General features: G+C 63.0%; 17 protein-coding genes and 1 tRNA gene. 8 read left to right on the top strand and 10 right to left on the bottom strand.

The genetic code is table 11. The features are described from left to right. Positions 1-76 precede the first annotated feature (76 nt). Both ctrA and sciP read right to left on the bottom strand, forming a co-directional pair. Complete coding sequence (gene ctrA / locus IQ24_RS00600; protein WP_145395772.1) at positions 77-787, bottom strand: response regulator transcription factor CtrA; 711 nt, start codon at positions 785-787, stop codon at positions 77-79. 84 nt (positions 788-871) lie between these two features. Next, positions 872-1,153: a CtrA inhibitor SciP gene (gene sciP / locus IQ24_RS00595; protein ID WP_145396119.1), complete on the bottom strand. Its 282-nt coding sequence runs from the start codon at positions 1,151-1,153 to the stop codon at positions 872-874. Between the two features lie 166 nt (positions 1,154-1,319). Between sciP and mnmA the strand changes: the two genes are divergently transcribed. Continuing rightward, positions 1,320-2,489, top strand: coding sequence for a tRNA 2-thiouridine(34) synthase MnmA (mnmA, locus tag IQ24_RS00590; protein WP_145395771.1), 1,170 nt, complete (start codon positions 1,320-1,322; stop codon positions 2,487-2,489). A gap of 6 nt (positions 2,490-2,495) precedes the next feature. On the opposite strand, the gene IQ24_RS00585 is transcribed toward mnmA, so the two are convergent. After that, positions 2,496-2,903 carry a SufE family protein gene (locus IQ24_RS00585; protein ID WP_145395770.1) on the bottom strand — a complete coding sequence of 136 codons (408 nt, stop codon included), beginning with the start codon at positions 2,901-2,903 and terminating at the stop codon, positions 2,496-2,498. Between the two features lie 131 nt (positions 2,904-3,034). On the opposite strand from IQ24_RS00585, the gene IQ24_RS00580 reads away from it, so the two are divergent. Further along, positions 3,035-3,541, top strand: coding sequence for a hypothetical protein (locus IQ24_RS00580; RefSeq protein WP_145395769.1), 507 nt, complete (start codon positions 3,035-3,037; stop codon positions 3,539-3,541). A 42-nt stretch (positions 3,542-3,583) separates the two neighbouring features. Here the strand turns inward: IQ24_RS00580 and IQ24_RS00575 are convergent, their stop codons facing one another. From IQ24_RS00575 to IQ24_RS00555, 5 genes are all read right to left on the bottom strand, one after another. After that, positions 3,584-4,135, bottom strand: coding sequence for a GNAT family N-acetyltransferase (locus tag IQ24_RS00575; RefSeq protein WP_145395768.1), 552 nt, complete (start codon positions 4,133-4,135; stop codon positions 3,584-3,586). Positions 4,136-4,239: 104 nt separating this feature from the next. Then, positions 4,240-4,512 carry a 50S ribosomal protein L27 gene (gene rpmA / locus IQ24_RS00570; protein ID WP_145395767.1) on the bottom strand — a complete coding sequence of 91 codons (273 nt, stop codon included), beginning with the start codon at positions 4,510-4,512 and terminating at the stop codon, positions 4,240-4,242. A gap of 6 nt (positions 4,513-4,518) precedes the next feature. Beyond that, complete coding sequence (rplU, locus tag IQ24_RS00565; RefSeq protein WP_145395766.1) at positions 4,519-4,959, bottom strand: 50S ribosomal protein L21; 441 nt, start codon at positions 4,957-4,959, stop codon at positions 4,519-4,521. Positions 4,960-5,209: 250 nt separating this feature from the next. Beyond that, entirely contained in the window at positions 5,210-6,208 is a 999-nt protein-coding gene (locus IQ24_RS00560; RefSeq protein WP_145395765.1) for a hypothetical protein, read from the bottom strand. 130 nt (positions 6,209-6,338) lie between these two features. Continuing rightward, the gene (locus IQ24_RS00555) at positions 6,339-7,214 is read right to left on the bottom strand and encodes a hypothetical protein (protein WP_145395764.1); all 876 of its coding nucleotides are present in this window, start codon (positions 7,212-7,214) and stop codon (positions 6,339-6,341) included. 155 nt (positions 7,215-7,369) lie between these two features. Here IQ24_RS00555 and IQ24_RS00550 point away from each other — a divergent pair, with 155 nt between their 5' ends. Both IQ24_RS00550 and IQ24_RS00545 read left to right on the top strand, forming a co-directional pair. Next, positions 7,370-9,025, top strand: coding sequence for an ABC transporter permease (locus IQ24_RS00550; protein ID WP_145395763.1), 1,656 nt, complete (start codon positions 7,370-7,372; stop codon positions 9,023-9,025). Continuing rightward, positions 9,016-9,091, top strand: a tRNA-Thr gene (locus IQ24_RS00545). Before IQ24_RS00550 ends, IQ24_RS00545 begins: the two co-directional genes overlap by 10 nt. 12 nt (positions 9,092-9,103) lie before the next feature. Here the strand turns inward: IQ24_RS00545 and IQ24_RS00540 are convergent. Both IQ24_RS00540 and IQ24_RS00535 read right to left on the bottom strand, forming a co-directional pair. After that, a complete protein-coding gene (locus IQ24_RS00540) occupies positions 9,104-9,463 on the bottom strand; it encodes a DUF4180 domain-containing protein (protein WP_145395762.1) in 360 nt (119 codons plus the stop codon). Positions 9,464-9,598: 135 nt separating this feature from the next. Further along, a complete protein-coding gene (locus tag IQ24_RS00535) occupies positions 9,599-9,850 on the bottom strand; it encodes a DUF2312 domain-containing protein (protein ID WP_145395761.1) in 252 nt (83 codons plus the stop codon). A gap of 95 nt (positions 9,851-9,945) precedes the next feature. On the opposite strand from IQ24_RS00535, the gene IQ24_RS00530 reads away from it, so the two are divergent. From IQ24_RS00530 to dtd, 4 genes are read left to right on the top strand one after another with little or no spacing between them, the layout of a single operon-like run. Further along, positions 9,946-10,173, top strand: a complete 228-nt coding sequence (locus IQ24_RS00530; RefSeq protein ID WP_145395760.1) for a hypothetical protein — start codon at positions 9,946-9,948, stop codon at positions 10,171-10,173. A 48-nt stretch (positions 10,174-10,221) separates the two neighbouring features. Beyond that, positions 10,222-10,650: a YeeE/YedE family protein gene (locus IQ24_RS00525; RefSeq protein ID WP_145395759.1), complete on the top strand. Its 429-nt coding sequence runs from the start codon at positions 10,222-10,224 to the stop codon at positions 10,648-10,650. Beyond that, positions 10,650-11,063 (top strand): DUF6691 family protein, encoded by a 414-nt coding sequence (locus tag IQ24_RS00520; RefSeq protein WP_145395758.1) that lies wholly within the window; start codon positions 10,650-10,652, stop codon positions 11,061-11,063. The genes IQ24_RS00525 and IQ24_RS00520 overlap by 1 nt, the downstream gene beginning before the upstream one ends. After that, a complete protein-coding gene (gene dtd, locus IQ24_RS00515; protein WP_145395757.1) occupies positions 11,063-11,512 on the top strand; it encodes a D-aminoacyl-tRNA deacylase in 450 nt (149 codons plus the stop codon). Before IQ24_RS00520 ends, dtd begins: the two co-directional genes overlap by 1 nt. Positions 11,513-11,555 lie beyond the last annotated feature (43 nt).

The following is an 11,555-nucleotide window of genomic DNA, read 5'->3' as shown; positions in this document are numbered from 1 at the left end:
GGGCGGCGCCAATCTTGTCCAGCGCCGCAGACCCTGTTCCTTCCGTCCCGTGCCTTGCGGGGATGAACCTGCCGCGTCAGGCCCGCATCGGAACCCGTTGATCGGCAATTGCCACCGGATCGCGCAGCACATAGCCGCGCCCCCAGACGGTCTCGATATGGCTTTCCCCATCCATCGCGGCGGAGAGCTTCTTGCGCAGCTTGCAGACGAAGACGTCGATGATTTTCAGCTCGGGCTCATCCATGCCGCCGTAAAGGTGATTGAGGAACATTTCCTTCGTCAGCGTGGTCCCCTTACGCAAGCTAAGCAATTCGAGGATCTGATATTCCTTTCCCGTCAAATTGACCGGACGCCCCGAGACCTCGGCCGAGCGGGCATCGAGGTTCACGGTCAGATTGCCGGTGCGGATGACCGACTGGCTATGGCCTTTCGAACGCCGGATGATGGCCTGAATGCGGGCCACCAGTTCATCGCGGTTGAAGGGCTTCGTCATATAATCATCCGCGCCGAAGCCGAAGCCGCGCAGCTTGTTCTCTGTATCATCCGAGCCGGTCAGGATCAGAATAGGCGTGTCAACACGCGACATGCGGATCTGGCGCAGAACCTCCATCCCGTTCATGTCGGGAAGGTCCAGATCCAGCAGGATCAGATCGTAGTCATAGAGCTTGGCGAGGTCGATCCCCTCCTCCCCCATATCGGTGCGATAGACGTTATAGCTGGCATTCGTCAGCATCAATTCGATGCTTCGCGCCGTTGTCGGATCGTCCTCGACCAAAAGAATTCGCATATCGTTGCCCCCAGATAGCCATTCGATCCGATACTGTTCACGAAAAGGTTAATATCACGTTACCGCTGAAATCAATTCCCTTTACTAAACTTCAGGTTGTCTGAATTCCTGCAATTTGGTGACCTTCAAAGCATTCTTGCCGAATTGGTGAACCGCTTTTGACCAGGCGTCAAATTCCTCATCCGTGAGGTCGTAGCGCCGCAGCGCATCCTCACGCGTCAACAGCCCATGCTCGACCGCATGGACCACCACTGCCTTGCGGCTGGCCACCCACCGCGTCTGCCGCCCCGGCAGGTCGGCAAGGCTCAGGATGCTGCCATCCGGCAGGCTGACCGTTCTGGGGCCATGGGTTCGTTTCAGAAACATCATAAATTCCCGTCCTAGTTCCGCTACCTTAGGCCAGCCCCCCTAATGAGACGTAAAGCAGAACATCCCCGGCAAGGATTCGCACCTTGAGAATTCGGCGTATTTTTATATAACTCGCCTTGTAACCGCGGTATTTGAACCCAAATTTGCCGCGAAAGGACGATCCATGTCAGCACCGGCCACCGAACTGCGCGAACACGCGCAAGACATCCCATTGAACTCGCTTGGTTTTGCGAAGCCCCCGGCCCAGACCCGGGTGGTTGTCGCGATGTCGGGCGGCGTCGACAGCTCGGTCGTGGCGGCTATGCTGGCCGATGAGGGCTATGATGTGATCGGCGTCACCCTGCAGCTTTACGACCATGGCGCGGCCCTGGCCAAGAAGGGCGCGTGCTGCGCCGGGCAAGATATTCACGACGCCCGCCGCGTGGCTGAGCGGATCGGCTTCCCGCACTATGTCCTTGACTACGAAAACAAATTTCGCGAATCGGTGATTGAGGAATTCGCCGACGCCTATCTGGCGGGCGCGACCCCGGTTCCCTGCATCCGCTGCAATGAGCGGGTGAAATTCCGCGACCTGCTGGAGACCGCTCGCGATCTGGATGCCGATTGCATGGCGACGGGCCATTATATCCGCAGGATGGACGGGCCCTCGGGGGCGGAACTGCATATGGCGGTCGATGCCGCCCGCGACCAAAGCTACTTCCTGTTCTCGACCACGCCGGAGCAGTTGGAATTCTTGCGCTTTCCGCTGGGCGGCCTTGCCAGCAAGGCTGAAACGCGCGTGCTGGCGGCCAAATACGGCCTGGCGATTGCGGACAAGCCGGACAGTCAGGACATCTGCTTCGTGCCGAATGGCAATTACGCCAGCGTTATCGAGAAATTGCGGCCGGGCGCCGCTGATCCCGGCGATATCGTCGATATGGATGGCCATGTGCTGGGCACGCATAAGGGCGTGATCCATTACACCATCGGCCAAAGGCGGGGCCTCGGCATCGGCGGTCTGGGTGACCCGCTTTATGTCGTCAAGCTGGACCCCGAGAAGCGCCATGTCATCGTCGGGCCGAAATCGGCCCTCTCGACGCGGATCGTGCCGGTCACCGACGTGAACTGGCTGGGCGAGAGTGATTTCGAAGGTGAGTTCCAGATCGCGGCGCGCATCCGCTCAACGCGGCCGCCGCGTCCGGCAATCCTGCGGGCGACGGGCAAGAACCGGGCCGAGATCGAGCTTCTGGACCCCGAGGAAGGCGTGAGCCCCGGACAGGCCTGCGTGTTCTATGGCCCTGACAGCTCGCGGGTTCTGGGCGGCGGCTGGATCACCCACCGCCGCGGCGCGTGACGCGGCTCAGGCGGCCTCGGCCAGCAGGCGGACCCGTTCGACCATGGCACGCAGCCCGTTCGAGCGTTGCGCCGAAAGATGCTCATGCAGGCCCAGCCGCGCCAGTTCCGCCTGCGCGTCAATGGGCGCGATCTGCGCCACCGGCACGCCCGAATAAAGCGCGTGAAGAATCGCGATCAGCCCCCGCACGATCAGCGCATCGCTGTCGCCCTGAAAGTCGAACACGCCGTTTTCGATCTGCGGCATGATCCAGACCTGGCTTGCGCAGCCCTCGACCTTGGTCGCGGGGACATGCAGCGCGGGGTCCATCGCGGGCATCGCCTTCCCCAGCTCGATCACATGGCGATAGCGGTCCTCCCAATCGTCCAGGAATTCGAAGGTCTCGGCGATTTCCTCGAAAGCGGGGGTGGCCATGGCGCGATCCTTTCAGCTGAAAGCGCTCTGGCATAGCGCCGGACAGCGCAAAGGTCAAAGAGGCTTTCGCCACCGGCTGTCTTGGCATATCACTGGCAGCAATAAACGACGACTGGGCGGGACCTGTGGCGATGAAAACCGGAACTTTGGGGCTTCTGGCCTGCGTGGCCCTGGCCGTGGCAGGCTGCGGACGGATGGGCGACAGCGGGATGAACCCCATGCGCTGGTTTGGCGGCTCGAATCAGCCGACCACGCTGGACCCTGAAGGCGGCTATCCGACGCAGAACCAGGATGGCCGGCAACCGATCGCGAATGTCACCGCCGCGCGGTGGGAGCCGCTTTACGAAGGCGGCATGCTGGTCGTGACCGGCGTCGCGGCCACCAAAGGCTGGTGGGATGTTGCGCTGATCACCGAAGTGCCGATGCCGAGTGGTCGCATCCGTCCGGATCAGAATGGCGTCCTGCGCCTGCGTCTGGTCGGCAACCCGCCGCCCCAGAACACGTTCGAGGCCGCCGTTCCCGCCTCGCCCGCGACCGATACGATCACCGTCAGCATGACCCTGTCGCATAGCGCGCTGGCCAATCTGCGCGAGGTGGTCATTTCGGGCGGCGCAAACAGCGTCACCCTGCGCCGCTAAGCGCAAAGCATTCGGGGGCGAATTTCGCCCCCGTGCTGTGTCTCAGCCCATCTTGCGCAGATAGGTCCAGGTCGCGACACGCGCATTGCGCGCCACCGACCAGCTTTCGGCATCGCCCAGATAGTCGAAGCCGCAATTCGTCAGCACACGGGCCGAGCCGGGATTGTCCTGAAACACCTCGGCGAATAGCGTCCGGTCCTTGTGCGGGTTCGCGGCAACCAGAGCGGCCACGGCTTCGGTCGCAAAGCCGGTGTTCCAAAAGCCCGCACCGATCCAGAAACGCAGCTCGGACTGCTTGTCCTCAAGCTGGGTCAGCGAGACGACGCCCAGAAGCTCTGCCAGATTGTTCGCCGATCCGTCGATGGCCCAGACGTCTTCGCCCTTTTCGCGGGCCATGACCCGCTGGACATAGGCGTCGGACGCGCCCGGCGGCAAAGGATGGGGGATCGAGCGCGTGCCCTCGGCCACGCGGCGATCTGCGGTGTAGTGTGCGATCAGTCCCGCGTCCGAGCGGCGCAAAGCGCGCAGCAGGAAACGCTCGGTCTCGTATTCGTCTTGCGACCTCAAGCCCTCTGCAGTGGCCAGTTGGTTCATCCCTCTCTCCCCATTCCCTCAGTACCGATATAGTCACCGATCCCCAAAAGCGAAGGGGACCGGCTTTCGCCGATCCCCTCTAGCATTCGGGTATTAAGATCGGCTTACTCAGCAGCCTCGAGGTTTGCCGGCTGCACAGAAATGTACGTGCGGCCCTTGAGGCCCTTGCGGAAGGTTACCTGACCGTCGGTCAGTGCGAACAGCGTGTGATCGCGGCCCATGCCGACGTTCTGGCCCGGCCACCAGGTGGTGCCGCGCTGACGCACGATGATGTTGCCTGCGATGGCTTCCTGACCACCATACAGCTTGACGCCAAGACGGCGACCAGCCGAGTCGCGACCGTTGCGGGACGAACCGCCTGCTTTTTTATGTGCCATGGTTTATCAGTCCTTCTTGGCTTCTTTCGCCGGCTTTGCAGCCTTTGCGGGTTTCGCGGCGGCTTTTTCAGCCTTGGCAGGAGCCTGGGTCGCGACGGCGCTGCGCACGCCAACGGCGGCTTTGACGTCGGACTTCTCGGCGCCTTTTTCCAGCAGGTCGGTGATCCGGACCAGGGTCAGTTGCTGACGGTGGCCACGGGTCCGCTGCGAGCTGTGCTTGCGGCGACGCTTGACATAGGTGATGACCTTGTCAGCTTTGATCGTGTCGATCACTTCGGCCTGCACGGCGGCACCAGCCACCAGCGGCGCGCCGATGGTCGAACCGATCACCAGAACGTCATTGAACTGGATCTTTTCGCCGGCTTCAGCTGCCAGTTTTTCGACGCGCAGCACGTCACCGGCCTGAACCCGGTACTGCTTGCCGCCCGTCTTGAGAACTGCGAACATTCCGTCTTTCCTTGCTTCTACCGCGCTCTGTGGCCCCTGCGATGCAGGCGTTCAGGGGGCCAAGCCCCGCCGTCGAACAGCGCACCCTTTGTATGGGTGATGATTGAAAAATAGCTTACCGGCATCGAGCGAAGCCCGGCCGGTCGCGCGTATATCCGGGATTCGTGGGTTAAAGTCAACCGGATTGCGCGCCTGAACCGTAAGCTATCGCGGTAGGGATCTCGGCAGGCCAGCCGCGCCGCAGGCAGTCCTATACCTCCAGCAGGCTGCAGATATAGCCATCCTGCCGCATCTTATCCTTCAATGGCCCGCGCCATGAAAACATGTTCTGGACCTTCGGCTTCCCTTCGGGATCGTCACCAGAGAGCACCATATTGTCGGCTACAAACCCGATGTCGTCAGTCGTTTGCCAATGAACGACATGTTTGAGTAACCTTCCCGGATCGCGATAACCGGGAGCGCCTTGCAAGGAATACACTTCAAAGAGGCTGTGCCCGATACTGACCGTCAAGGCCCCGGCGTCGTTGGCCGCAATGACGTAGGATGCCAAAAGATGCCCTTTCCCCTCGACATGCAGGGGGTCAGCCAGATGATGCACATCCGCCGAAAACAAACTGTTCTCGAAAACCTCAGAAGCCGGACCCGAGGGCGTACAAAGCCGCAAGGACTTACCCAAGTACTCGGGCTGGGCGTCCGGGATCCTCGCTGTGGAGATCGCAGCCGCGATAAGATTTGCCAAGGCCGCGGGGAAGCCACCCTGCGGCGCGTAATGCATATCGTCGAGATAGAGATCCGAAACGGGCACCTGCCGACCCTCGGCAAACGCGATCATGGGGTCCCAGGCGTCAATGCAATTCAGGCCCAGCCTGTCGATTTTCTCCGTGACAGCCGCCCGATAGTCATTGTGCTTCAGTTTGACATGCTCGGGTCGAGTCCAGATCACAACCGGAAGAACATGTAGACTTCTGCGATGCGCAAGCTCCATGAACCAGCCAAAATGCCACATCAGGCTTTGCAGGCTTTGACCGGCGTTCCGGTGGTTCGATTCATTGAGCGCATATTCCCACACCACGGTCGCCCCGTCAGGGACCTCATCGCAGAGAATGCGGTAGATGCCGATCAGCGTTGTTGCGGCGCCGATGGACAGGTTCGTGATCTTGAACTTATCGGAATAACCGGCCCGCAAGTTGGCGACCCAGCCCCCGGACAACAGACTGTTGGACCCGCCAATAATATAGATGTCTTGCATGACAACCTCAGAATTCCGGTCGAACGCCTACAACTGCTCAAGATAGAGCGCAACAGTTCGTCATCTGGCTGACGACGCCAATGACCGAGGGCAACAGATCTGCTCCAGCCAGCTCGCCAACTCCCACATTTCAGGGAACCAGAAACTCCACGCCCGGCATGGCGGCAATCTCGGCCACGTCGGTGTCGTAATTGCGGGTGATCGCGTCGATCAGATCCTGATCCCAGCCCGGCAGGTCGACGGGAATGTCGATCATCTCGGTGCGGGCGTATTTCGCCAGTGCGGCGGCAAAGATCGCGCGGCGGGTCTCGACGGTCAGGCGTTCCTGCTTAGCCATCTCGTCGCGGATCATGTGGATCCCCTCGGGATGGAGCAGATCGCCCAGAATCTGCAGCCCCGCCTTGAGCGGCACGTCCCCCGGCATGGTGGCGATGCGGCGCACGACCTCGGGCCAGATCATCGGCGTATCCTCATGGCACCAGATCACGATCCGGCGGCCCTGAAGCGAGCTCAGGATGCGCTGGATACAGGGCCCCCAACGCAGGCTGATCGGGTCGACGCCACCCATCACCTGATCATAGGTGCGGTTCTCCATCCGGCTCAGCACATAGGGGACGAGCGTCGCCGGGTTCTTCAGCGCCAGAAAGAATTCGACCTCGGCACTGGGAAAGAGGTTCGCCATGGCCGCCATCTTGGGGCCTGCGGTGACAAACAGCCCGCCCGGAGCAATCGCGCGATAGGGCAGCCCCAGAAACCCGGGGCTCGAGCAGATCACCCGGCGCGGCGCGTCGGTTTCAAGGATCGCATCCAGCATCACCTCTTCCATCTCGGGCGTGGCCTCGCCACCGGAAAGGGCGGTCAGGGCTTCCTCGAAGATGCCGCGGTGGCGATTCGGGGTCAGTGGCTCGATCCCGTTCTTCAGCAGCCAGTCCCGGTTCTGGGCCAGGGTCTTGACCATGCGGTCCAGATCCGTGCCGTGAACCCCGCAATGAAAGACCATCTGCATCAACCGTTACTCCAGACTCGCGAATTCAGATCGCCGCACACTAGCCGCCATTCATAGACAGGGAAACCGCATTGATATAGCCAATCGGCATGAATACGCAGCGCGATCAGACCGTTTCCCGTCAGAGTTCCCAATCGCTTCGTCAGGCGGGAGGCATGGGCTGGTCCATCGCGGCGCTTCTGATCGCGGCACTGGTGATGGCGCCGGTGATTGCGGTCCTGTGGATCGCCATGTTCCCGACCGAGAACATCTGGCCGCATATGCTGGCCACCACCCTCCCCCGCTATTTCGGCAATACCGTGAAGCTGACGCTGGGCACGGGCCTTCTGGCCGCCGTCGTGGGGGCCGGAACGGCGTGGCTGGTCACGATGTACAGCTTCCCGGGGCGGCGCTGGCTTGAATGGCTGCTGCTGCTGCCGCTGGCCGTGCCTGCCTATATCGGTGCCTATGCGCTGGCAGATTTTCTGGACTATTCGGGCCCCGTGCAGATCGCGCTGCGCGATTTCTTTGGCTGGACCTCGGCCCGCGACTACTGGTTCCCCCGCATCAGATCGCTGCCAGCGGCCGTGCTGGTCCTGTCGGCCGCGCTTTACCCCTATGTTTATCTGCTGGCCCGCGCCGCCTTCCGCGAACAATCCGGCAGCGTCTATGAGGTTGCCCGCGCCCTTGGCACCGGCGGCGCGCGCCTGTTCTGGCGCGTGGGCCTGCCGCTGGCGCGGCCCGCCATCGTCGCGGGCGCAGCCATCGCCATGATGGAGACGGTCGCCGATTACGGCGTCGTCAGCTATTTCGGCATCCAGACGCTCAACACCGGCATTTTCACCACCTGGCTTGAGGCCCGCAACGCAGGCGGCGCGGCCCAGCTCGCCATGGTCATGCTGGGCATCATCCTTGTGCTGGCCGTACTTGAGCGAATCAGCCGCCGCCGCGCCCGCTATCATCAGGGTGCGCGCCAGATCCGTCCGGTCTTGCGCCAGCCGCTGAATGGCTGGCGGGCGGGGCTGGCGCTGCTGGCCTGCGCCTTGCCCTTCGCTCTGGGCTTCCTGCTGCCGGTGGGCGTGATCCTGCGCTATGCGCTGGCCTATCCGCAAGGCTGGTTCGGGCCCGGCTTGATGCAGGCGCTGATCCATACCGTCACGCTGGGCGGGGTGGCGGCGCTTCTCACGGTGATCCTTGCGCTGATCATGGTCTATGGCGTGCGGCTTTCTGGGCTCCGGCTGCCGGGCCTGCTGCTGCCGGTCACCACCATCGGTTATGCCGCGCCGGGCGCGGTGCTGGCGGTCGGCATCCTGCTGCCGCTGGCCGCGCTGGATCACCGCATGGCCGATCTGGCCGAGCTGGTGACCGGCACCGATCCCGGCCTGATCCTGACCGGCACCGGATTCGCGATCGTGCTGGCCTATGTCGTGCGTTTCTTCGCCATCGCCCAGGGCGCGACGGATGCGGCCTTTGCCCGCGTCCCCCCCTCACTGCCGATGGCCGCGCGCTCGCTTGGGCGCGGAAATGCCCGCGTGCTGCGCGAGATCTATCTGCCACTGATGCGCGGCTCGGTCGGCTCGGCCCTGCTGCTGGTCTTCGTCGATTGCGCCAAAGAGCTGCCCGCCACGCTGCTGCTGCGCCCCTTCAACTATGAGACGCTGGCCACCCGTACGCATGAACGCGCCAGCATCGAGGATCTGGGCAACGCCGCCCCCGCCGCGCTGCTGGTGATGGCGGTGGGGCTGATCGCGGTCGGGTTGCTGGTGCGCGCCAACCTTGACTTGCGAAAGCCCGCGTCAGAGGGTATCGGAGGCACCAGTGCGCCGGTTTAGCTCAGCAGGTAGAGCAGCTGATTTGTAATCAGAAGGTCGTGGGTTCGATTCCTATAACCGGCACCATTTCACGCAGTTTCAGCCTAGCTTCACCAGCAGATCATCCAAGTCGGGCGCGAATAAAATCGTGCGGCCCTTGTTGGTCTCGTGAACGAAATCACGCAAAGCGCTGCTGGCTGCGACCAGATCAGTGATGTCGCCGATGACGGCGCAGCCAATGCGATAGGTCACAAATTTCTGGAAGAACTCGCCCGCAATCCGCGTACGCAATTGCAGGAACTCTTGCCCTAAGCGACCGATCGGGATGACCACCCATGCAGCACCCGCAGCCATCGCCGCGGCCAAGAGGTCATTGGCATCCGATGCTTTCTCGATAGGTTGCCCCTCTGCGGGAAGGACCAGAAACTTCTCCTGGCCGGACGCGATGATATTCGACATTGCGCTCCCTTTCATAGGCCTGCACCCACTTCAGGCGCAAACGCCGTCGAGGGCCATGAGAGCGGCAGATCCCCCTGCCCGTGCCCCGGTCTTCAGCAAAGCGGAGGGCCTTAAAGGCCCCTCCGCACTCTTGCCTCAGCCCATGCCTAGGGCGGCCTTGTACATCTCGAGGATGGCTTCCTCCTCGGCGATATCGTCCTTGTCACGCTTGCGCAGCGCGATGACCTTGCGCATGACCTTGGTGTCATAGCCACGCGCCTTGGCCTCGGCCATCAGCTCTTTCTGCTGCTCGGTCACGTCCTTCTTCTCGGCCTCGAGTTGCTCGTATTGCTCGATGAACTGGCGCAGCTCTCCTGCCGCGATCCCGTACGAGTTGTCGTCCTGCATGGTCCTGCTCCTTTGCCTGTCGCGCAGGAATTAGGCGGTCTTGCGGGCAGGCGCAATCACCGCTAGGCGGATGCGAGTTCGCAAGGAGGCTGGATATGACGATCTGGGACGGTCTGATCTGGAGCGGTTCCGCCATCACCGTGCTGGGGCTGATCGCCCTTGGCTGGTGCATCCTGACGGTGATACGGGCCCGTCGCAGCGGCGCCAGTGAAGAGGCGCTGCGCCAGACCATGCGCCGCGTGGTCGCGGTCAATATGGCGGCCCTTTGCGCCTCGGTGCTGGGCTTGATGCTGGTGGTGCTTGGCATCATGCTGGGCAAGTAATCACAACCCACAAGACAGGTCGGCAGCCAGCCGACAAGGGGTGCGGCGATGGAATGGGACTGGGTGCGCGGGCTTCTGGGCGGCCTGATGATCGGTGGTGCGGCGGCGCTTTACCTGCTGGTCAATGGTCGCATCATGGGCGCAAGCGGCATCTTCGGCGGCGCGCTTGACGGCAGCGCCCAAGGCGCCGAGCGGCGCGAGCGGCTGGTCTTTCTGGCCGGGCTGATCCTTTTTCCCGCGATCATCGTCTGGCTGGGCGTGGCCGAGGCCTCCAAGCCCGTGACGACCACAGCGGGCCTGATCGCGGCAGGGCTTCTGGTCGGGCTGGGGACGCGCATGGCGAATGGCTGCACCTCGGGTCACGGGGTCTGCGGCATCTCGCGGCTGGCGCTTCGCGGCCTTGTCGCGACGGCGGTCTATCTGGTCTTCGGCGTGCTGGGCGTGCTGATCGCCCGCGCCCTGGAATGGAGCCTCTGATGCGCCTGCTGATCGCCCTTCTGTCCGGTGCGCTCTTTGGCGCGGGGCTTCTGGTCTCGGGGATGACGAACCCGGCCAAGGTGCAGGGCTGGCTGGACATCTTCGGGAATTGGGACCCGACACTGGCCTTCGTGCTGGGCGGCGCGATCATCCCCATGGCCATCGCCTGGCGGGTGGCGCGGCGCATGCCCTGCTCGGTCAGCGGCGCTGCATTGCCCGGTCCCGCGCCCCGGCACATCGACCGGCCATTGGTCATCGGATCTGCGCTGTTTGGCCTTGGCTGGGGAATCGCCGGGCTCTGCCCCGGACCGGCGCTGGCCTCGCTGGGCTTTGGCGGCGCGTCGATCTGGATCTTCGGGGCCTCCATGCTGGCCGGTGTCTTCCTGAACGCCGCCCTGAAAGGGAAAAGCTGATGCGTGCCCTGATCCAACGGGTTTCTCAGGCCGAGGTCACCGTCGACGGCCGCAGCACCGGACGGATCGGGGCCGGGCTTCTGGTGCTGGTCTGCGCCATGCAGGGCGATCCCGACGACGCGCCCGCGAAACTGGCCGTGCGCATCGCCAAGCTGCGCATCTTCCGCGATGAGGCGGATAAGATGAACCGCTCGGTCACAGATATCGGCGGCTCGGTTCTGGTCGTCAGCCAGTTCACCCTGGCCGCCGACACGCGCACCGGCAACCGTCCGGGCTTTTCGAGCGCGGCCCCGCCTGACCGGGGCGAGGCGCTGTATCTGGACTTCGTGGAAGCGCTGCGCACACTGGGTCTGACCGTCGCCACGGGCGAATTCGGCGCCGATATGAAAGTCGCGCTGGTCAATGACGGGCCGGTCACAATCTGGATGGACAGCACCGACCGCGCTTGACTTTTCGGGCGCGGCGGCCCATCTGGCGGGTTGGCGTCTCTTG

Origin of the sequence: Paracoccus sulfuroxidans, from assembly GCF_007830335.1 — a bacterium.
Classification (GTDB): domain Bacteria; phylum Pseudomonadota; class Alphaproteobacteria; order Rhodobacterales; family Rhodobacteraceae; genus Paracoccus; species Paracoccus sulfuroxidans.
This window is presented reverse-complemented; position numbering and strand designations above follow the sequence as displayed.